The following is a 20964-nucleotide window of genomic DNA, read 5'->3' as shown; positions in this document are numbered from 1 at the left end:
CGCGCCATGCGGGACTTCGCCCGCTCCGATAATTCCGCCGTGCAGGCCCAGCTGGACCGGCTGGCGGCCCTGAGTGTGCCCGAAGGGCGGCTGGGGCTGGAGACGATCCGCACGCTGCTGGAAAGGCTCGGCAATCCGCACCGTAAGCTGCCGCCGGTGTTCCATGTCGCCGGGACCAACGGCAAGGGCTCCACCTGCGCCTTCCTGCGCGCGATGCTGGAGGCGGAAGGCTACAAGGTCCACGTCACCACCAGCCCCCACCTCGTGCGCTACAACGAGCGGATCCGCGTGGCTGGCGAACTGATTTCCGACGAGCGCCTGGCCGAATTGCTGGCCGAGGTGCTGGATGCGGGCGCGGACCTCAATCCCAGCTTCTTCGAAGTCACCATCGCCGCCGCCTTCACCGAATTCGCGCGCGTCCCGGCGGATACCTGCGTGGTCGAGGTGGGCTTAGGAGGCCGCTTCGATGCGACCAATGTGCTCGAGCAGCCCGCCGCCTGCGGCATCGCGGCGCTGGGGATCGACCACGAGCGCTTCCTGCTCGCGCCCGAGGACGGAGTGCCGGACATCCCTCTCGCCCGCATTGCCTTCGAGAAGGCGGGTATCGCGAAACCCGGCTCTTCGCTCGTCACGCTGTCCTATCCGGATGAGGCGACGTTGGAGGTCGAAGCCGCCGCCATGCGCAACGGCGCACCGCTCGCGATGCGCGGTCGCGAATGGTCGATCAGCGCGAGCGAGACGGGTCTGCATTACGCCGATCGGCATGGCGAGCTCGCCCTCCCACTTCCCGTCCTGCCCGGCCCGCACCAGCCGGAGAACGCGGCGCTGGCGGTCGCCATGCTGCGCCATCAGGATTACATCTCGGTGTCGCGAGACGCGATGGCGGAAGGCCTTCGCGCCGTCCGCTGGCCTGCGCGGCTCCAGCGCCTCGCGCCAGGACCGCTGACGGGCGACCGCGAAGTCTGGCTCGACGGCGGACACAATCCTTCCGCCGGAGCGATCCTTGGCGAGCATTTTGCCGGACAGAGGCTGCATCTCATCGTCGGCATGCTCGACGCGAAGGACCCGCGCGCCATCGTCGAGCCGCTGGCCGACTCCATCGCCAGCATCGCGGTAGTCCCCGTGCCCGGCCACAATTGGCACGCGGCCGCCGCCTTCGGTCCCGCAGCAAAGCCAGCCGCGGACGTGACCTCGGCCCTCGCCGCCCTCCCCGACGACGGCCTTCCGGCACTGGTCTCCGGATCCCTCTATCTCGCGGGCGAAGCTTTGCGCCTCAACAATGAGATACCTCAATGATCCGTTCGCCCTGAGCTTGTCGAAGGGCCGCACTTCACTTCTGATTTGGCGCTAGAAGAAAAGTACAGGGCTTCGACAAGCTCAGCCCGAACGGCTGTCAGGAAATTCACTCCGCCGGGACGGCTTCGCCAGCTTCGGGCGCGACGATGCCCGCTTCCTTTTTGCCCCGGCTCTCGCGGTACCATTCGAAGCACACCAGCACGGCAGCGGCGAGGCCGATCCACGTCGTCAGGATGAAGACGTCGTAATAGCCCTGGTTCTCGATCATCTCGCCCAGCGCACCGCGCCCCAGCGTGCCGACGAGCAAGGTCAGCGAAGCCAGCAGAGCATACTGCACAGCGCTGAACTTCTTCGACACGATGCTCGACAGCCAGGCGATATAGGCCGCTCCGGCAATCCCGATGGCGAGGTTCTCGAAGCCGATGGTTATGGTCAGCTTGGCAAGGTCCGCATCGCCGATGCCCGGCACCTGCTCGATAAGATAGGTGAACCCGACGGCTTGGCTGAACGCGGCCATGTTATGCCCACCCACAGCCATATCGGCGTAAAGCAGGTTGGTGAGCGCAGCGAGGATCCCGCCGATGAGCAGCGTAGCCATGCGCCCGATGGTGGTGAGCATGAAGCCGCCCAGCGCGAGGCCAAGGATGATCGCGCCCACACCGAAGAACTTCGACGCGAAGGCAACGTCGTCGTTCGTATATTCCAATTCGCCAAGGTAGAATGGATAGGCAAAACTGCCCCAGATCGCATCGCAAATGCGGTAGGTCAGCACCACGGCGAGGATCAGCACCAGCGCCCAGCCGACACGGCCCACCAGTTCCACCAGCGGCAGGACAAGTGCGCGGTAAAGATGGTCGAGCGCGTAATCCCCGCCCGTGGCCTCCGGCGCATCAGAGGCAAGGACGTGCCTGCCTTTCTTCTTCTGCGCGGCGAGCCAGCCGGCGATAAGGCCGGGCAGGATGATGGTCGCAAGGATAATCAGCGGACCGAAAGTGGCGGTGAATTCGGTGGGGTTGGGCCGATCTTCCGGCGCGTTGGCCATGGACAGGACCATGAAGGTCAGCACGGTGCCGATGGCTCCTGCCCACAACAGGCCGACCAGCAGCAGAGCACGGTTGCGGATGCCGGGTGCGAGTTCGCCCGACTTGCGCAGCGCGCGGACCTGGAGTTCGCTTTCCGTCGCGACATCGGCGTCGACTTCGCTCGCGTTGGGAGCCCAGAGGCCCACGAAGCCCACCGACAGAAGGATCGCGCCCATCAGGGCGTAGGTTTCCGGCCAGCCGATGCGCGCGGCGATGATCAGGCCCAGCGCGCCGCCCACCAGCGAGGAAAGGCGATACCCCATCTGGTAGACGGTCGAGAGGATGTCGATCGTCGCCACATCGTCGGCCACGTCGATACGCCAGGCGTTGATGGCGATATCCTGCGTGGCGCTGGCGAAAGCGCCAATCCCGGCGAGCAGGCTGAACATGCCCAGCTGGCTCTTGGGATCGAGGATGCTCATTGTGATGAGGATCGTCCCGAGCAGGACTTGCGCCGGCACGATCCATTGCTTGCGCCGCCCCAGCTTGCGCAGGATGGGGATGTTGACCTTGTCGATCAGCGGCGACCACAGGAACTGGAAGGCGTAGGCAAGCCCGATGAGGCTGAAGATGCCCATGGTCTCGAGGTCGACTTCGGCCTCGGTCAGCCAGGCAAACAGCGTGCCGAGGAACAGCGCGAAAGGTAGGCCGCTGGCGAAGCCGAAGATCAGCATGAAGCCGGTCTTGCGGTTGCTCAGCGCCAGCGCGAGAACCTTCCAAGCGGATTTTTTCTTTTCTTCAACCGCTTCGGCCATGCCCTAGCGTCCTTCCGTTTTCGTATATTTTTTGCGACACTAGCGCCAAGAGAGAGAAAGGAACAGGCGCGATGGGAGTTCCGACTTCATTGCTCGACGGACGGCGGCCCACGGACGGCATGCTGAGGCTGGCGCGCGATATCGCCGAGGAGAAGAAGCACGAAGGGCTCAAGCAGTCCACCGTGCCCGCACACGTCTATACCGATCCCGATTACTGGGTCCGCGAAAAGGCGGCGATCTACGATCGGCTGCCGCAAATCCTCTGCCCCAGCGCCCTTCTTCCCGAAGCGGGCATGGCCGTGCCGCACGATCCGACCGGGCGCCCACTCCTGATCACGCGCGATGCGGGAGGCGTGGTCCATGTCTTCCTCAACGTCTGCCGCCATCGCGGCACGCGGCTGGTCGAAGGCAACGAGGTCGCCTGCACGAAAAAGCTGGTCTGCCCCTATCACGCCTGGACCTATTCGGTGGACGGGCGCCTCCTCGCTCTGCCCCGTCCCGACACCTTCCCCGATCTCGACAAGGGAGAAATGGGATTGGTCGAGCTGCCGTCGAAAGAAGCGGGCGGGATGATCTGGTTCTCCCCGCGCGAGGGCACCGCCGACTTCTCCCTGGCTGAAAAGCTGGGCGAGGATTTCGATGCGCTCGGCGTGGCCGACCATGTCCTTTTCCGCCGCAAGACGCACGAGGTGGCGGGGAACTGGAAGCTCATCATGGATGCCTTCCTCGAAAGCTACCATGTGACGCGCCTCCATGCGCAGACGATCGGCCCTTTCTTCAAGGACGGCGTAACCAGCGGCGACATGATCGGCCCGCACTCGCGCAGCGCGGTCGGGCGGCTGGAGGAACTCGAAGGCGTCGACCTCACCGACATGGCGCAGATGCGCAAGGTCATCACCTTTGCCTACCAGTTAATGCCGGGGGCGCTGGTCATCCCCAGCCCCGACTACATCAACCTCATGGTGATGATGCCGCAGGCGCACGACCGCACGCTGGTCGAGGACTTCATGCTGATTCCCGAGCATCCCAGCACCGACAAGGCGCGCGATCACTGGGAGCGCAGCTGGGCGCTGCTCGACGGCGGTGTATTCGCCAGCGAGGACTTCCGCGCCGCAGAACTGGGCCAGCAGGGTCTGGCGACCGGTGCGGTGCCGCACCTGACGCTGGGCACGATGGAAGGCGGCATCCGCCGCTATCACGAGACGGTCGAGGAAGCCTTGCGCGCCGCCAACTGAGCGCCTAACCGCGCATCCATGTCCGACAACAGACTCCCCGAAGCCGGCGACCGTATCGCCAAGCTGCTTGCGCGCGCCGGTGTGGCCAGCCGCCGCGAGATCGAGCGTATGATTGAAGCCGGGCGCGTGTCGCTCCATGGCAAGGTGCTCGACACGCCCGCGGTGAAGCTCGAAAGCCTTCGCGGCGTGACCGTGGACGGAAAGCCCGTCGGCGAAGCGGAAGAGACGCGGTTATTCGCCTTCCATAAGCCCTCCGGCCTGCTGACGGCAGAGCGCGACCCCAAGGGCCGCCCGACCATCTACGCCGCCCTGCGCAACGCCCTGCCCAAGGATGCTGGGCGCGTGATGCCGGTGGGGCGTCTCGACTTCAACACCGAGGGCCTGCTGCTGCTCACCAACGATGGCGAGATGAAGCGCGCGATGGAACTGCCCTCCACCGGCGTGCCGCGCACCTACCGCGCACGCGCCTTCGGAGACATCACGCAGGACCAGCTCGACAGCCTCATCGAAGGCATCGAGATCGACGGCATTCGCTATGGCCAAATCGAGGCCAACCTCGAACGCGGTTCGGGGCGCAACCGCTGGATCGAGATGACCCTGCGCGAAGGCAAGAACCGCGAAGTGCGCCGCGTGCTCGAGCATCTCGGGCTGGAAGTGAACCGCCTGCTGCGCATCGGTTACGGCCCCTTCCACCTCGGCGATTTGCCGCGCGGTCAGGCGGTCGAACTCAAGCGCGGCGACGTGCAGGCGTTCAAGCGCGAACTCGGCCGGGGTGGCCGCCAGTGAGGATTATCGCAGGCGACTGGCGCGGTCGTAAACTGGTCGCTCCCAAGGGCGAAGGCACGCGTCCGACCGCCGACCGCACGCGCGAGACGCTGTTCAACATGCTCGCCAGCCGCCTGGGAAGTTTCGAGGGCCTCTCGGTGCTGGACCTCTTCGCAGGATCGGGCGCGCTGGGGCTGGAAGCCCTGTCCCGCGGGGCCTCGCATTGCCTCTTCGTCGAACAGGAGCCCGATGCGGTAAAGGCCATCCGCGCCAATATCGACGCGCTCGATTGCCGTGTGCGGACGCAGGTGCAGCAGGCTTCGGTGATGGGCCTCGCCCCGGCCAAGGCGCCGCACGACCTTATCCTCCTCGACCCGCCCTACGACACCGGCGCAGGACAGGTCGCGCTCGATCGCATGGCGCGGCTCGGCTGGTTCGGCCCGGCGAGCTGGATCGCGCTGGAAACCCGTAAGGACGAGGATATCGCGGTCAAGGCGCTGGCGATCGAGGCCGAACGCAAGGTCGGCAAGGCCAAGCTCACGCTGCTGCGCCTGAAAGACTGAGCGCACGAAAAGGGGCGGCTCCACCATGGTAGAACCGCCCCCTCCAAGCGTCGCCGCTAGCAAAGCCAGCGGGGCTGGACGTTCCGATTAGTTATCGTCGTCGTCGTCGCTATTCATGCTGTCGTATTCAGCCTGGGTCGCGGGCAGCGGACCGTCGATCTCGCTGGCCGGGCGACCGGGCCAATATTCCAGCGGACGATTGCCGGTCTTGTTCTTTTCCCAGCTGTTGATGCAGCCATCCTGCTGGTTCGGCGTGCAGACGGGCAGGTCATCGCCCGAAGCTGCGGCGGTGTAGCCAGCCGGCGTGGTCTGCGTCACTTCGCTGCGCACGAAACGCGGCGAGGCCGAGGTCGTGGTAGCGGCCGTGGTGCGCGCCGTCGTGCCGGTCGTGCTGGCGTTGTTGTCGCCGCTCATCTGGGCGTTGATCTGCTGCCAGGCCATGGCGCGCTGGTCGGGCGTCATTTCGTAGATGCGCACGCGCTGCGGATCGGTCAGGACCCACCAGCCTTCGGTCTGCGCCGGCTCGAGCGTCCAGTAATACTCCTGCACGCCATAGGGCCAAGCATCGTAAATCACGCGGCGGTCTTCGGGCCAGCCTTCGTAGATCACCACCTGGTCTTCACCGAGCTGGTATGTGGTGACTTCGCCTTCCATGTGGTGGTCTGCGGCGGCAGGCACGGCGGTAAAGGCAAGAGCGGCTGCGCCGGCAAGAATAAGGTTCTTCATTCGTGTTCCTCCTAGGAGTGTCATTGCCAATATTACTCATAGATCAAGGCGATAGTTCCGAAAGGGTCGGTATAGGGGTTGTGCTGCGCCCCCGCGTTCCCTAGCTGTTCCATGACCATGTCCGACCTCCCTGCCCCTACAAATTCCGCCGAAGACGGCGCAATTCCGCCCTATGCGGCGCCGCTCAACGCGCCCCAGCGCGAGGCGGTGCTGACGACGGAAGGGCCGGTGCTGATGCTGGCCGGTGCCGGCACGGGCAAGACTGCCGCGCTCACCGCACGCCTTGCCCATCTCATCGCAACCCGCCGCGCCTGGCCGAGCGAGATCCTGTGCGTCACCTTCACCAACAAGGCCGCGCGCGAGATGCGTGAGCGCGTCGGGCGGCATATCGGGGATGCGGTCGAAGGCATGCCCTGGCTCGGCACCTTTCACTCGATCGGCGCGCGGATGCTGCGCCGCCATGCCGAGCTGGTCGGATTGCAGAGCAATTACACGATCATCGACACGGACGATCAGCTTCGTTTGCTCAAGCAGCTGATCCAGGAAAACGACCTCGACGAGAAGCGCTGGCCCGCGCGCCAGCTGGCCGGGCTAATCGACCGCTGGAAGAACCGCGGCCTCAACCCCGGCGACCTCGATGCGGTGGAGAACGAAGCCTATGCCAACGGCAAGGGCGCGCAGTTCTACACGCTCTACCAGGACCGGCTGAAGGCGCTGAACGCCTGCGATTTCGGCGACCTGCTGCTGCATATGCTGAACATCTTCCGCCAGCATCACGACGTGCTGGCGCAGTACCAGCAGCGCTTCAAATACATCCTCGTCGACGAATACCAGGACACCAACCAGGTCCAGTACCTGTGGCTGCGCCTGCTCGCCCAGACCCGCAAGAACATCTGCGTGGTGGGGGATGACGACCAGTCGATCTATTCATGGCGCGGGGCAGAAGTCGCCAATATCCTCAAGTTCGAAAAGGATTTTCCGGGTGCGGCGGTGATCAAGCTGGAGCAGAACTACCGCTCCACACCCCAGATTCTCGCGGCCGCCTCGGGCCTCATCAACGCCAACAGCGAACGGCTCGGCAAGACGCTGTGGACCGAGCTTCCGCCGGGCGAAAAGGTCCGCGTGGTCGGCGTATGGGACGCGCCCGAAGAAGCGCGGCGGGTCGGCGAAGCGATCGAACGGCTGGAAAGCGAAGGCGCGCCGCTCGACGAGGTCGCCATTCTCGTGCGCGCGCAATACCAGACCCGCGAATTCGAAGACCGCTTCATCCAGATCGGCCTCAACTACCGCATCGTGGGCGGCTTCCGCTTCTACGAGCGCGCCGAAATCCGCGACGCTCTCGCCTATCTGCGCACCATCGCGCAGCCAGCCGACGATCTTGCCTTCGAGCGCATCTACAATCAGCCCAAGCGCGGGCTTGGCGCAAAGACGCTGGAGGCCATGCGTCGCCATGCGCGCCGTACACAGATGCCGCTCGCGGCCGCCTCGCTCGACCTTGCCGACAGCGACGAGCTTCCCGCCCGCGCGCGCAACACGCTGGGCGGCCTGCTCACCCAAATCGTCCATTGGCGCGAGCTGGCCGAACAGGTCACGCCATCCGAACTGCTGCGCATCGTGCTGGTCGAAAGCGGTTATGAGGACATGCTCAATAAGGACCGCAGCGCCGAAAGCGCGGGCCGCCTCGAAAACCTCACCGAACTCGCCCGCGCGATGGAGGAATACGAGACGCTGACCGACTTCCTCGAGCATGTCAGCCTCGTGATGGACAACGACCGCGCCGACGATGGCGAGAAGGTCACCATCATGACCATGCACGCGGCCAAGGGACTGGAATTCAACCATGTCTTCCTGCCCGGCTGGGAGGAAGGCGTCTTCCCGAGCCAGCGCGCGATCGACGAAGGCGGGCTTGCCAGCCTCGAGGAAGAACGTCGCCTAGCCTACGTCGCGATCACCCGCGCCAAGCGTCGCTGCACGATCTATCATGCCGCGAACCGGCGCATCTACGGCCAGTGGACCAGCTCGATCCCGAGCCGCTTCATCGAGGAACTGCCCGACGAGCATATCGAGAGCGAGACCACGATGAGTGGCGGCGCCTCCCTCTGGCGAGCGAACTGGAGCGAGAATGAAGACCCCTTCGCCCATGTCTCGACCGCGCGGCCCGACCGCAGCACCGCGCGCGGTCCCGGCTGGCAGCGCGCCCTGTCGAGCGGCTACGACACCAGCCCCAAGCGGATCGCCGAGACCGGCAAGAGCGCCGCCAGCTTCGCCGCCAAGCCGCGCACCGACATCGCCATCGGCGCGCGCGTCTTCCACGACAAGTTCGGCTACGGTTTCGTCACCGATCAGGAAGGCAACAAGCTGGAAATCGAATTCGAGAAGGCCGGCACCAAGCGGGTGCTCGACAGCTTCGTGAAGCTTGCCGCCGATTAGGCGGTGACTTCGCCCTCCACCGCTTCCTTAGCGGGCCTGCGCCAATAGCGCCTCTCGAACGGTCGCAGCAGTTCCCCGCCCAGCCCCCGCGTGCCTTCGGCAATGCCGGTCTCGCAATTGAGATGCGGCGTTGGGTCGACATAGGTGCCGAAAAGCTTGTCCCACAGGGTGACGGTGTTGCCGTAGTTGCTGCCCATCAGCGTCTCATCACGGATGTGGTGGAGGCGGTGCGCGGCCGGCGAAATCAGCACATGGCCGAGCGGCCCGAGCGTCCAGGGCACGTCGGCATGAATGAAAAAGCCCCACCAGCCGCGGATGATACCGGCAGCCCCCACCGCCCATTCGGGCACGCCCAAGAGCAGCAGCAGAGCGATGTCCACGCAGGTGCTCAAAAGCTTGCTCAGCGGATGCTTGCGCAGGATCGACAGCCAGTGAAGCGCGGTGTCGGCGTGATGCGTGGCGTGGATCGGCCACAGCAGGCGCGTGTGTTCGAGCCGGTGGCGCCAGTAGACGACGAAATCGAAGATCAGGATGGCGGCAACGAGTGCCAGCGCATCGGGAACATGGTCCCACATTCCCACGGACGCAGTTGGTGCGCCGATGGCATCGCGCAGCGCTCCGTCGGGAAATACGAACAGCGGCGCAAGCAGCACCATGTTGATCCCGCTGAGGCCGAGATTGGTGACGAATTCCCCGCGTGTCCGCGCCACGGCCGCCCCGATTGCCCGCCGCTTGGTGGCAAGCGCCAGCAGGCCGAAGACCAGACCGGTCATCGCCAGCAGGAGAAAGGTGGACAGGGCCGGTTTGGCGAAGATTTCCATACCGCGCATCATGCGCGCGACATGGTAAGGAAAGCGTTAAGTCAGGTCGCCGAAACCTCGAGGAAGGTCGGGACCGGCCCGTTCCATTCGCCCGGCTTGGTCGGCTCGTCGTCACGCTCGTCCCGGCGGCGCGAGCGCTTAGGCTTTTCGGCGCGCGACTCGTCCGCGGCCTTGTCCCGTGCGCGCTTCGGCTTGTCTTCGCGCTCCTTGCGCTCCGAGCGATCCTCACGCTCGGCGCGCTTCGGCTTGGCGGGGCGTTCCTCGGCCTCGTCCTTCTTCGAAGGCTCGACCAGATCGACCCGCACGTCCTTCTTTCCGAAGACGGAGATTTCGTTCTTGGTCAGCTTCTCGACATTCTGGATTGCCTCGGCGTCTTCCTTCGAAACGAAGGTGAAAGCACGGCCCTTGGCCCCGGCGCGGCCCGTGCGGCCGATACGGTGGACGTAATCGTCCGGGTGCCATGGCGTGTCGAAATTGAAGACGTGGCTCACGCCCTTGATGTCGAGCCCGCGCGCCGCAACGTCAGAGGCAACGAGGATATTCACCTCGCCCTTTTTGAAGCGGTCGAGCTCCTTGATCCGGCTGGCCTGATCCATGTCGCCGTGGATTTCGCTGCTGGCGAAGCCATGGCGCTGCAGGCTCTTGTTGAGCTCGCGCACCGTGGTCTTGCGGTTGGCGAAGATGATCGCGGTCTCGACATGGTCGTGGTTCAGGAGCCAGCGCAGCGTCTCGCGTTTCTTGCGCGTTTCCACCGGGATCTTGAACGCGGTGATGTCCTTGTTCGTCGTCGCCGCGCGCGCCGTTTCGATGCGCTTGGGATTGCTCATGAATTTCTTCGCGAGCTTTTCGATCGGCGGCGGCATGGTGGCCGAGAATAGCATGGTCTGCCGGTTCTCGGGCAGCTTGTCGCAGATGAACTCGATATCGGGGATAAAGCCCATGTCGAGCATACGGTCGGCCTCGTCGATGACGAGCAGTTCGCAGCCGTTGAGGAGTATCTTGCCGCGCTCGAACAGATCCATGAGGCGGCCCGGCGTTGCGATAAGGACGTCGACGCCCTCGTTCAGCGCCTTCACCTGGTCACCCATCTGCACGCCGCCGATGAGCAGCGCCATCTTGAGATCGTGGTTCTTGCCGTACTTCTCGAAATTCTCCGCGACCTGTGCCGCGAGTTCGCGCGTCGGTTCGAGGATGAGGCTGCGCGGCATGAGCGCACGGCGACGGCCGGAAGCCATCACGTCGATCATGGGTAGCACGAAACTGGCGGTCTTGCCGGTACCCGTCTGGGCGATTCCGATGATGTCCTTCATCATCAGGATCGGCGGGATGGCCTGCGCCTGGATCGGAGTCGGCTCGGTATAGCCGGCCTCTTCGACGGCTTTCAGAAGGTCTTCGGATAGGCCGAGATCGGCGAAACTCATGCGGTGGTCAAACGCCCCTGATTTGGAAATACGAAAAAGGCCGCAATGTCGCGGCCTTTAGCGAGCGTGCCCTTCGCCAATCCGGGCCATAAAGTCAAGGGAAAGCGCTTCCGAAGCGCTGTCAGTCCACGTTTTCGACCACCAGTTCGGTGAAGCGTTCGACCTGGCACTTGGCCCCCGCCCGGCTCATGATGCGGTCGCGCTTGACGCACAGCTTGCCGTCCTCGCTGCGCTCCACATAGAAACCGCGGTAGAAATCGCGCGGCGAACAGCCCTTTTCCAGCCGCGCGGCGATGGTGCGCCGGTCGCGCAGGAAAATGAGCAAGTGGTTGCCGCGGTCGGTCACCCCGCCGATGTCGGCGCTGTCAAGGCATTTGCCCGCCGCACGCTCGACAATCCGGGTGCGTGGCTGCGAGCGGGGCGCGTCGGCGGTAAGGTTCTGCCGGGCGTTCGCGGGCGCAGGCGAGATACGCAGGATCACGCGACGCTCGATGCGGACCTGTTCGTTCGGCTGCGGCGCAATCCCATCGAAAAGCGGGGACCAGCCCGGCGCGCTATCCGAAAGGGGAAGCGGCGTAATACGCTTGTCGCCCTCCTTCGCCTGCTGCGCAACCGGCTTGAGTTCGCCCGCCTCGGGGCCCGGCGCGCCGACCATGCCTAGAGGAAACAGCAGCGCAAGCGGCGCAAGCAGGGCGGGCAGGCTGGGCATTACGAGTGCGGTCTCGCTCCTCTTGGCCGTGCGATTGGAGTGCCGGCGGATCAGAAGATGCCGCTATGCCCCCCGACGTTTGAATATCGGCTTAATTGATTGAAGCGCCTTGGCAAGAGCTAGCCTGATTGCGCCTGTGTGTGGCATGGGCGCCGCGATGACCGATCAAGAAACCTTCCTGTCCGACGCCAGCGCCCTTCTCGGCCCGCGCGGCTTCACCCGCGATCCGGACCTGCTGGAGCCCTGGCTGACCGACTGGCGCGGCCGCTTTACCGGCAAGGCGCTCGCCCTGTGCTCTCCCGCCAGCACGCAGGAGACCGCCGAACTGGTGAAGCTGTGCGCGAGGCACGGTGTTCCCATTGTCCCCCAGGGCGGGAACAGCGGCATGTCGGGCGGCGCAACGCCCGATGGGTCGGGCGAGGCCATCCTTCTCTCGCTCCGGCGCATGGATGCGATCCGGGATTTCGACCCCGCCGCGCGCCAGATCACCTGCGAGGCGGGTCTCGTGCTGCAGAACCTGCACGATGCGGCGCAGGAGCATCGCCTGCGGTTCCCGCTAACGCTCGGCGGCAAGGGATCGGCGACGGTGGGCGGCCTTATATCGACCAACGCAGGCGGCACGCAGGTGCTGCGCCACGGGACCATGCGCGCGCAGGTCCTCGGCCTAGAGGCCGTGATGGCGGACGGCAGCGTGCTTGACACCTTGATTCCGCTCAAGAAGGACAACCGCGGTTTCGACCTGAAACAGCTTCTCATCGGGTCTGAGGGCACGCTGGGCATCGTCACCGCCGGTACTCTCGCTCTGGTCCCCGAAATTGCCGAGCGGCGTGTCGTGTGGGTGGGCGTTACCTCGCTCCAGCAGGCCCGCAAATTGTTGCTTCATTGTGAGGCGACGGCTGGCGATGCGCTCGAAGGCTTCGAGGTCGTTCCGGCCCACAGCCTCGCCGCGGTTCTCGACCATTTGCCCGACGCGCGCGCGCCGCTGGCCGAGCCGCACGCTTGGAACGCCCTGATCGAACTCGTCGCATCACCATCCGAGGCCGCGCAACTTGGCGCCCTGTGCGAAGACCTGCTCGCCAGCGCGATGGAGGAGGGCCTGCTCGAAGACGCGGTCATCGCCGCCAGCGAGACCCAGGCCGAAGCCTTCTGGCAGTTGCGCGATTCCATTGCGCCGGCCGAGCGTGCCATCGGCCCCGCCATGCAGCACGACATCTCCGTGCCCGTCGCGCGAATGGCCGATTTCGTGGAAGCGGCCTCCCCACAAGTGGAGGAGCGCTTTCCCGGCACGCGGGCCATCGCTTTCGGCCACCTTGGTGACGGCAATGTCCATTTCCATGTCCTTGCGCCCTCCGGCGCGACACGCGGCCTATGGGAAAACAGCGAGGGCAAGGCGATCAGCGCCTTCGTATACGATCTCGTGACCGAATGGGGCGGTTCGATCAGCGCCGAACACGGGATCGGCCAGATCAAACGCGACGAGCTGGGCCGGCTGGGCGATCCTTCGGCGCTCGCCCTGATGCGGGCGATCAAGCACGCGCTCGATCCTCGTGGATTGCTCAACCCCGGGAAGCTCGTCCCGCTTGCGCAAGACCCCGCTATTCCGTAAGGGGCGCAGCTTCTGGCGCGTGATGCCCGCCCGGGTAGCCTTCGCCTAATCCTTCAATTCAAGAAAAGACTTTCGGAGACATCTCATGGCGAGCGCGCCGCAGCAGCCTCAACTGCCCCTCTTCTTCAACGATCTGATGCCGCTGAACAGCCGGGATCACAAGAATTTCCGCAGCCGCAGCATTGAATCGGCTCCCTGGCTTGCGAAGGCGCACGCGATTCCCCTGACGGTGGACGAGTTCGTCCAGGCGCAGCGCGATTTCCCGATCGTTTTCTCGAGCGGGGAAAACCCGCTTCCGCTGGCGCTCATGGGCCTCAACGAAGGCGTGAACACCTTCGTCGGCGAAGACGGCAAGGTCACCGAGCAGGTCTACCTCCCCGCCTACATCCGCCGCTATCCCTTCATGCTCGCCAAGATGAGGCCCGACGCAACCGACCTGTCGCTGATGTTCGACCCGACCAGCGAAGCGATCGGCGAGTTCGATGAAGGCGAGCGTATGTTCGACGACGAAGGCAACACGACCGACACGACCAAGCGCGTCCTCGAATTCTGCCAGCACTTCGAACAGTCGGCCCAGCGTACGCAGGCCTTCCTGACCGAACTCAAGGATGCCGATCTCCTCATGGACGGCGAAGTTGCCATCCAGCGCGAAGGCGAAGAAAAGCCCTTCGTTTATCGCGGCTTCAAGATGGTCGACCAGAAGAAGCTGCAGGAGCTTCCCGCAGACAAGGTCGAAGCCTGGAACAAGAGCGGCCTGATGATGCTCGTGAATGCACACATCTTCTCGCTCGAACTGATGCGCGTCATCTTCGCGCGCCAGGTCCAGCAGGGCACCGCGCCGAAGGCCAACGCAGCAGCCTGACAGGGCGCCTTCCCCGGATAGGAGAAGCCAACCGGCAAACAGTGGCGGAACCGCGTCGATCCGACCGGTTCCGCCACTTTTTCTATGCTTGAAAGCGATTGGGCGAATACCCATTTCAGTTGAGCCGGCGGCGCTCCCCTCATGGCCTGCCGGCACGATGCACATAGGTGCATCTCCTCCCTGAACCTTGGCCACCTCGTGCGACACGCACGGGGTGGTTTTTTATCGCCTATTCGGCCGCCTGCAGCATATCGCCGGGCGTGCCCATGTCGGCCAGCTCGCGCGAAAGCCGCTGGACCATGCGGGCGAGCAAGCGGGCAATGGCGGGCAGCCGCACTCCCGGCTCCGCCAGCCGGCCGTCGAGATAGACAGAGCGGCACACCTCGATTTGCATGGCATGGATCGAACGCCGCGGGGCTGCGTGCCGGTCCAGCACGTAGCCGCCGGAATAGGGACGGTTGTGCGCAACCACCCTCCCCTCGTCCCCAAGATGCGCCAGCGCCGCGGCCGCCAGGCGTCCGTCGCAGCTCGATCCGAACCGATCGCCAAGGACGAACTCGGCCACGGCCTCCCCTTCGTGGCGGCGGCGCAGCGGCGGCATGGAATGCAAATCGAGCAGCAGCGCAGCGCCCCAACGATCGCGCACGCGTTCCAGCGCGTCACCCAGAGCCTGGTGATAGGGACGGTGGACACGCTCGATCCGCGCATCGAGTTCGGCTTGCGTGATCGGGTGCCTCCACAGTTCGCCAAGCCCGCTCAGCCTGCGCGGGACGAGGCCCAGCCCGCTGCGCGCCCTGCGGTTGGCGAGCGAGTGACGCCTCGGCCCCTGCTTCGCGCCGCGGATCATCGACCAGTCGACATCGTCAGGCGCGCGGTTGAGATCGATGACCGCACGCGGCGTATGCGCCGTCAGCAAAGCGGCTCCGGTCAGGCGCGCCACTTCCTGCGCCAGCACGTCGACATAGCGATCCTCGAGCCGCAGGCGCGCTTCCGGCGCCCGGAAATTCTCCATGACTTCGGGGGGATAGGCGCGGCCACCGTGCGGGGCGGCGATAAGGACCGGAAGCGAAGCGTCGTCGGGCGGCGTCAGCGTGAAGGCAATCGGCTGCCCGAAGGGAGAATCGCTGCTGTTTTGGCTGTCCTGTCCGGGCTCCATCGGCCAAGTGTGTCGCGCTGCGAAAGCTAAGTCAAAGCCCTGCGGTCTCAATAAGAGACAATCTTCGATGGAACGGAAGATTTGTTAAGCGATTTGGGCTATGGAGGACCGCATGAGTGAGCTGCACCACAAACGAATCCTGCTGGCCGAAGACGACGAGGCCATGCGCACCTATCTGGAGCGCGCGCTCGATCAGGCCGGATACAGCGTCGATGCGGTCGATCGCGGGACCGAAGCCATCCCCCTGCTCGAGAACGACCATTACGACCTGCTGCTGTCGGATATCGTCATGCCCGAAATGGACGGCATCGAGCTGGCGCAGCGCTGCAATGAGATCAGCCCGGTCACCAAGGTTATGTTCATCACCGGCTTCGCTGCCGTGACCCTGAAGGCAAGCCGCGAACAGCCGCACGCCAAAGTGCTTTCCAAGCCCTTCCACCTGCGCGATCTGGTGATGGAAGTCGAGCGCGTGCTGGAAGAAAAGGTCAGCGCGCAGCTGTGAATTCGTAAGGCTAATCGCCTCGACTACAGCCGATATCTTGATAGGAATCGCCGAATACCAAATGGACTTGTGTGTTCGTATGCCTGAGCGTTAGGGTTGAGGTCAGACTGTTTGCATATCTACAGAATCTCAGCGCGCTCGGGCGCAAACCATAAAACTACGAAGGTGTACGATGTCGACCACACGCTTTGACAAGAGTGCCTGATGACTGCGGAAGTGAGCAACCTCGAAAAATTGCACCGGGTCCAGTTCGAAATTCTCGAAGCGTTCTCGACATTCTGTTCCGCGCACGGCCTCCATTTCTGCCTGCTTGCGGGCAGCGCATTGGGAGCTCGTCGGCATCGGGCCATCATTCCGTGGGACGATGATATCGACGTGGGTATGTTGCGCGCCGATTATGACAGGTTCGTGGAGCTCGTGAGCCATTTTCCCGATGGTTATTACTTTCAGGATTGGATGCAGGACGAATACCTACCTGCTCCAATTGCCAAATTGCGCAAAAACGGCACTCGGATGGTGGAAATGTCGTCCAAGGATGTCGGTGGCCACAAAGGTATTTTCATCGATATTTTTCCGCTCGACACGGTCCCGACCTCGCGCCGCGAGCTAAAGCTGTTCCACGCACAAGTCACATTCCTAAAACGCGCGTTAAGACACAAGCTATCATATTCCACCAAGTACCTCGGTTTTCCGCTAGTTCTTGGTGATATAGCAGCGAAGATTTTTGCCATCCCACTGAGCGCACAGCGCCTGAAACACATGCTTCAGCGAGTGGTTAAACGGGCAAGCCACTCGCCGGGCAATCAGGTCATCGCGATAGCCGGCTCCTATTCATTGCAGAAGGAGACGCTCCAGAAGCGCTGGATCCGCGATGCAAAACCAATCGCTTTTGAGGGCGGGGAATTTCCCTGTCCCCATCCGATAGACGAGTACCTTCGCCACCTTTATGGTGACAACTTCATGGAGCTTCCGCCAGAGCAAAAGCGTAAACCTAAGCACCCACTCAAAACTCTGGAATTCGGACAATGAAAAAAGTCATTACCTACGGCACGTTCGACCTCCTGCATTACGGGCACGTAAACCTCCTCCGTAGGGCGAAAGCGCGTGGAGATTATCTTATCGTAGCGATCTCGGACGACGAGTTTAATGCAATCAAAGGGAAGAAATGCTATTTCTCCTACGAGAAACGCAAACATATGGTTGAAGCGATCCGCTATGTTGACTTAGTAATCCGTGAAAGCGGTTGGGATCAAAAGCGCCATGACATAAAATCACACGAAGTCGACGTTTTTGTTATGGGAGACGACTGGAAGGGTGAATTCGATTTTCTCTCCGACCTTTGCGAGGTGGTCTATCTGGAACGCACTCCTGAAATTTCCACCACATCGATCAAGTCAGAGCTTGGTCCTAGCTCTTAATCAGTCAAGGGCCGCAAACTCGTATCACCGCGCTAGGCTGAATTCAGAAATTGACCGGCTGCAAGACGTGTATGCAGATTAAATGTGATGATCATCGTCGAGTAACAATCAAACCCTCGAGCCCGCTATGTATCGCTAATGGAACGGCGCTCGAAGCTAATCTGACCCAGAATGCAAGCCCATGATTGCGCTGTCCGTGCCGAACGATGATCATGAGGCCTATTAGCCCGGTTGATAACGTCACCGATCCCGTTGCAAAGCTGATCCTGCGCAGACTAGACCGTCCATTGCCAGGAGAGCGCTTGCCGCCAAGCACGCCGGACCGGTAAGGGTTGTCGATACGGCGATAGCTAGTGGACACCACAGAATTGCGCGCGGTGAAAGCACCATGCTGATGCCGTCAGGCGCGCGATAAGGTGGGATCCGCATTGTCGAGAAGCTGAGAAGGCGCCACTAAGGTAATTGTACCTTTGTCAAATCCCCGCACATTTCTCAAAGCTTAAATTAGCCCGATTGCGAAGACTATAAATGCTTCCAGTGACGCGAGCACAAATCCATGACCTGCAATCTGCCACGCTGCCGCTTGTCCCGCGCGTCCAGCCATCGCGTGGTATAGCGGGAATAGCGCGCTCGACTGTCCAAGGTTCGACGTGAAGGCGACGACCGTAGCGCGGTAGATACCGCATTTTAATTTTCTGACATCCGTATGGAGGCTGCGTCTGCTCGACCACGTTAAGAAACACAAATGATAGCGCCCTACAGGGGAACCGTATGGCTAGTCCCGAGCCTATAACACCTACGAAACTTCGGGCGTATTTGTCCTTGATCAGAATGGCGCTTTGAGCTGTGAATAGGAGTTCTGGGGGCGCTTCTCATCCGTCCTGAACTGGCGAAAATCAGGCCGCTTGAAAAAGATTCTTGCTGACGAAACTTTTAGCTTGCTTGGGGGAACTTCCCTCGTTAATTGGCGCGCCTGCCGCAAGAAACGGCATGTTCGATAGAGTGGGCGTATAGCTCAGCGGTAGAGCACTATGTTGACATCGTAGGGGTCCCAAGTTCGAACCTTGGTACGCCCACCATCGAGCAAAAGCCCGCCGTTCCCGGCGGGCTTTTTATATGTCCGACAGCAATTTACCAACTCTCGCGCTGTCGGCGGAAATCGTCCTCCAATTCGCTACAAAGCTAGTCGTTCAGTTCACGCACAAACTCTTCCTCGCTTTCTGAAAGGTTCCTCCTCCAGTTTTACGTAATGCTGGCATTAGAGCAATTTACGAAATGCGCTTTTTTTTGGCTGTTCGCTGACTTCTACTTCGTGTTTTCCTAGCAATACGCACTGTGCGGCACTACCAGGCCGGTGACCTCAGCCAGCCGCTTCCATACCAAGGCGCCCGCCCGTACGGGAGCGACGTCACTCTTCAAGATCTCCGGAATGCGCCGATCAACGCGCAGTCCGACTATTTCGATACTATGAACTAGCCCCTCCACAGGGGGAAGCCAGCCCATTCGCTTATAGCTAGATGCGAAGCTGAGCCGGTCACGCGCAGTGATGATAATCGGAATGTCACAATGGGCTGCAAGACGCGGAGTCAGCATCAGCGCGGTAGGATCTTTCCATCCGTGAAATACCTTCGATGGTTGGAGTCGCGCAAGCGCACAGGTCCTGCGGGTCCGGTTGAGATAGCGATTGCGACCTTGTGTACCCTGTATCGCCTCCAGTCGCCAACTGATGCGCAGTCGGCGCCGCAGAATGCAATCGACAAGATCATCGACCATCGGGAGTTCAAAACCATTTTGGCCTGAAATTGGAAACCGATCGGGCACGGCACTATCACCGACAATATCACTCGTTGGCTCGTAAGGCTCAACCGCGCGAGGCACGGGGCTCAGAAGTTCACCAACAGCCTTGGTGCCGCTTCTTGGCGCACCGGTAACGAGGGCCGTGGTCACGGATTGAAGGCGCGCATTTCACCTCCGTGCATGGATCAGAGAACTCGAACGATCTTTGGCCACACTAATCGCCTGCTCATGGTTGTGGGGACAGACGGATCCCCGCGAATCGTCACACGGTAATCTTGTCGATGGCTAGCGAAATGTTAAATCCCTCAACAACCATCGATGACCTCGGCATCTCGGAATCTTAGTATCTTAAAAGTTAATCGCGAGGAAGTACGAGCGGCGAAAGGATAGTGATAGCAAGGTAAGCCGTTTAACTGATGAACTTAAGACTTGGCAGTCCAATTACCTGGTTATCCTATCACGCCGCTTCCAATCGACCCTAAATAGCGCGTGACCGGATGCTCTCGATGAGCGCGCAGGGGGCTCACCGCATTTGCGTCGCCGTATATCGGTTCGGCGACATACGGTCCGTTAATGGTGCGCGCTTCCCGGCGTCGAACCCTTGCGGTCGTAGATCAAGAACCTCTTTAGCTCGTGTCCGCCTAATAACCTCTAGCGACGCGATCATCATCACGCCGAACCAAGGCGAGTCGATCTGAGGATCGAGCAAATTGACAAATACGGCAAAGAGAAAAACCGCCTTGCCGAACTCACCTGTGCCACCCCGCCAGAAAAGTCGGTATAAGCAGTAAAAGAGTAGGAAAGTAAGAGGGACACCCAACTCGGCGAGCGCTTGACTAAGTCCACTATAAGGTTTGTTCGCGGAAGACAGCACGGCCCATTTTTGCGTACGGAACCGCAACATAGCAGGCGCAATATACTCGTCATGAACTTCGGCCGAAAACATTCCCGGCAATTGCGGGGTGTCATGCGAACTGATGTATCTATTGATGGGACTTGACCAAATTGCTGGCTGGCTCGTGAATTGTCCAAGACCTGTCCCGACAATGATCGCGTGAGGTTCGTTTAAATATAATTGCCCGACCGCGGCAAAAGCGTAAACTTTTGGACTGGAGCCGTAGGCCTCACTGAAAGCGTCGTTTTTCTGTTCAATTCGATACTGCACGTACGGCACCAAAACCAATGCCAGCGCAGCCCCTGCAAAAAGTAATGCACGATTCTTACGAACGAAGATTACCAGCGCGGCGAACCCAGCTAGCATACCGAGGATGAAATTTGGAACGAGGAAATTTGCTAGTGCGATGATCAAGGAATAGTTTTTGACGATTCTTAAAGTGCGGTTGCGAGTCAGCGCCTCGACGATGCCGAAAAAACCGATGATTGTGACAATCTTCGCTCCGCCATTGCCAAAACCCCCGTTCCAGAAGTCCGGCAGATAGTGGATGTAGGGAAGCCGGAAGGGGAAACCTTGCTGTACCAAACTGAAAATACTAGTAACGAATACCAGTGTATTTAGAATTCGGATGAACTTCCGCCCATTCAAGTATCTGACCGCCAAAAATCCGAGCGCTGCGGCCATGAAAGGAAACAGGAGTAGAAGCTCTAGTGCCCAAGCGGTAATCGAAAAGCTGAGGCCAAGTGACAGATTGACGATCGCTGAAATGGCGAGAATTGAGAAGAGAAAAGAAGCTTTCGCGTATGTCCGCGAAGACAACCAGTTTATCATAAATAGCGGTGCAGCGACATAGCCAGCGTAACTGAATGCAGTCCGAGGCACCGCCATCGCCAAAGCCAAAGGCAAAGAGGTAGAGACTTTCATT

The 20964-nt window shown here is 61.7% G+C and carries 17 protein-coding genes and 1 tRNA gene; 11 read left to right on the top strand and 7 right to left on the bottom strand.

Annotated features, from left to right (window positions below):
• Positions 1-6 precede the first annotated feature (6 nt).
• Positions 7-1296: a bifunctional folylpolyglutamate synthase/dihydrofolate synthase gene (locus K3148_RS11760; protein WP_221424958.1), complete on the top strand. Its 1290-nt coding sequence runs from the start codon at positions 7-9 to the stop codon at positions 1294-1296.
• A gap of 106 nt (positions 1297-1402) precedes the next feature.
• Here the strand turns inward: K3148_RS11760 and K3148_RS11755 are convergent, their stop codons facing one another.
• Positions 1403-3133 (bottom strand): AmpG family muropeptide MFS transporter, encoded by a 1731-nt coding sequence (locus K3148_RS11755; RefSeq protein WP_221424957.1) that lies wholly within the window; start codon positions 3131-3133, stop codon positions 1403-1405.
• 71 nt (positions 3134-3204) lie between these two features.
• On the opposite strand from K3148_RS11755, the gene K3148_RS11750 reads away from it, so the two are divergent.
• Genes K3148_RS11750 through rsmD form a run of 3 tightly spaced genes read left to right on the top strand, consistent with a single transcriptional unit; the run spans position 3205 to position 5696 of the window.
• A complete protein-coding gene (locus K3148_RS11750; RefSeq protein WP_221424956.1) occupies positions 3205-4368 on the top strand; it encodes an aromatic ring-hydroxylating oxygenase subunit alpha in 1164 nt (387 codons plus the stop codon).
• 18 nt (positions 4369-4386) lie between these two features.
• Entirely contained in the window at positions 4387-5154 is a 768-nt protein-coding gene (locus K3148_RS11745; protein ID WP_221424955.1) for a pseudouridine synthase, read from the top strand.
• The gene (rsmD, locus tag K3148_RS11740; protein WP_221424954.1) at positions 5151-5696 is read left to right on the top strand and encodes a 16S rRNA (guanine(966)-N(2))-methyltransferase RsmD; all 546 of its coding nucleotides are present in this window, start codon (positions 5151-5153) and stop codon (positions 5694-5696) included. Before K3148_RS11745 ends, rsmD begins: the two co-directional genes overlap by 4 nt.
• Positions 5697-5783: 87 nt before the next feature.
• Here the strand turns inward: rsmD and K3148_RS11735 are convergent, their stop codons facing one another.
• Complete coding sequence (locus K3148_RS11735; RefSeq protein WP_221424953.1) at positions 5784-6422, bottom strand: hypothetical protein; 639 nt, start codon at positions 6420-6422, stop codon at positions 5784-5786.
• A gap of 117 nt (positions 6423-6539) precedes the next feature.
• On the opposite strand from K3148_RS11735, the gene K3148_RS11730 reads away from it, so the two are divergent.
• Entirely contained in the window at positions 6540-8852 is a 2313-nt protein-coding gene (locus K3148_RS11730) for an ATP-dependent helicase (RefSeq protein WP_221424952.1), read from the top strand.
• Here the strand turns inward: K3148_RS11730 and K3148_RS11725 are convergent.
• The 3 genes from K3148_RS11725 to K3148_RS11715 all read right to left on the bottom strand — a co-directional run bounded on the left by K3148_RS11725 (position 8849) and on the right by K3148_RS11715 (position 11803).
• On the bottom strand, positions 8849-9685 hold the full coding sequence (locus tag K3148_RS11725; protein ID WP_247711570.1) for a sterol desaturase family protein: 837 nt from the start codon (positions 9683-9685) through the stop codon (positions 8849-8851). The two genes, K3148_RS11730 and K3148_RS11725, sit on opposite strands and share 4 nt — an antisense overlap.
• A 29-nt stretch (positions 9686-9714) precedes the next feature.
• On the bottom strand, positions 9715-11094 hold the full coding sequence (locus tag K3148_RS11720; protein ID WP_221424951.1) for a DEAD/DEAH box helicase: 1380 nt from the start codon (positions 11092-11094) through the stop codon (positions 9715-9717).
• Between the two features lie 121 nt (positions 11095-11215).
• Entirely contained in the window at positions 11216-11803 is a 588-nt protein-coding gene (locus tag K3148_RS11715; RefSeq protein WP_221424950.1) for a hypothetical protein, read from the bottom strand.
• 157 nt (positions 11804-11960) lie between these two features.
• On the opposite strand from K3148_RS11715, the gene K3148_RS11710 reads away from it, so the two are divergent.
• Both K3148_RS11710 and K3148_RS11705 read left to right on the top strand, forming a co-directional pair.
• Complete coding sequence (locus K3148_RS11710) at positions 11961-13409, top strand: FAD-binding oxidoreductase (RefSeq protein ID WP_221424949.1); 1449 nt, start codon at positions 11961-11963, stop codon at positions 13407-13409.
• An 85-nt stretch (positions 13410-13494) separates the two neighbouring features.
• The gene (locus tag K3148_RS11705; RefSeq protein WP_221424948.1) at positions 13495-14271 is read left to right on the top strand and encodes a SapC family protein; all 777 of its coding nucleotides are present in this window, start codon (positions 13495-13497) and stop codon (positions 14269-14271) included.
• Between the two features lie 229 nt (positions 14272-14500).
• On the opposite strand, the gene K3148_RS11700 is transcribed toward K3148_RS11705, so the two are convergent.
• A complete protein-coding gene (locus K3148_RS11700) occupies positions 14501-15427 on the bottom strand; it encodes an N-formylglutamate amidohydrolase (RefSeq protein ID WP_221424947.1) in 927 nt (308 codons plus the stop codon).
• 112 nt (positions 15428-15539) lie between these two features.
• Between K3148_RS11700 and cpdR the strand changes: the two genes are divergently transcribed.
• The 4 genes from cpdR (at position 15540) to K3148_RS11680 (ending at position 18426) form a co-directional block, all read left to right on the top strand.
• Complete coding sequence (gene cpdR / locus K3148_RS11695) at positions 15540-15929, top strand: cell cycle two-component system response regulator CpdR (protein ID WP_221424946.1); 390 nt, start codon at positions 15540-15542, stop codon at positions 15927-15929.
• A 204-nt stretch (positions 15930-16133) separates the two neighbouring features.
• Positions 16134-16958: a LicD family protein gene (locus K3148_RS11690; RefSeq protein ID WP_221424945.1), complete on the top strand. Its 825-nt coding sequence runs from the start codon at positions 16134-16136 to the stop codon at positions 16956-16958.
• Positions 16955-17347 carry a glycerol-3-phosphate cytidylyltransferase gene (gene tagD / locus K3148_RS11685; RefSeq protein WP_221424944.1) on the top strand — a complete coding sequence of 131 codons (393 nt, stop codon included), beginning with the start codon at positions 16955-16957 and terminating at the stop codon, positions 17345-17347. The genes K3148_RS11690 and tagD overlap by 4 nt, the downstream gene beginning before the upstream one ends.
• A gap of 1004 nt (positions 17348-18351) precedes the next feature.
• Positions 18352-18426, top strand: a tRNA-Val gene (locus tag K3148_RS11680).
• Positions 18427-19667: 1241 nt separating this feature from the next.
• Here the strand turns inward: K3148_RS11680 and K3148_RS11675 are convergent.
• A complete protein-coding gene (locus K3148_RS11675; protein WP_221424943.1) occupies positions 19668-20963 on the bottom strand; it encodes a hypothetical protein in 1296 nt (431 codons plus the stop codon).
• Position 20964 lies beyond the last annotated feature (1 nt).

The sequence above is a fragment of the Qipengyuania aurantiaca genome (genome assembly GCF_019711375.1).
Lineage (GTDB): Bacteria > Pseudomonadota > Alphaproteobacteria > Sphingomonadales > Sphingomonadaceae > Qipengyuania > Qipengyuania aurantiaca.
Note: the sequence above shows the minus strand (reverse complement) of the source record. Positions and strands in the feature narration are given on the sequence as shown.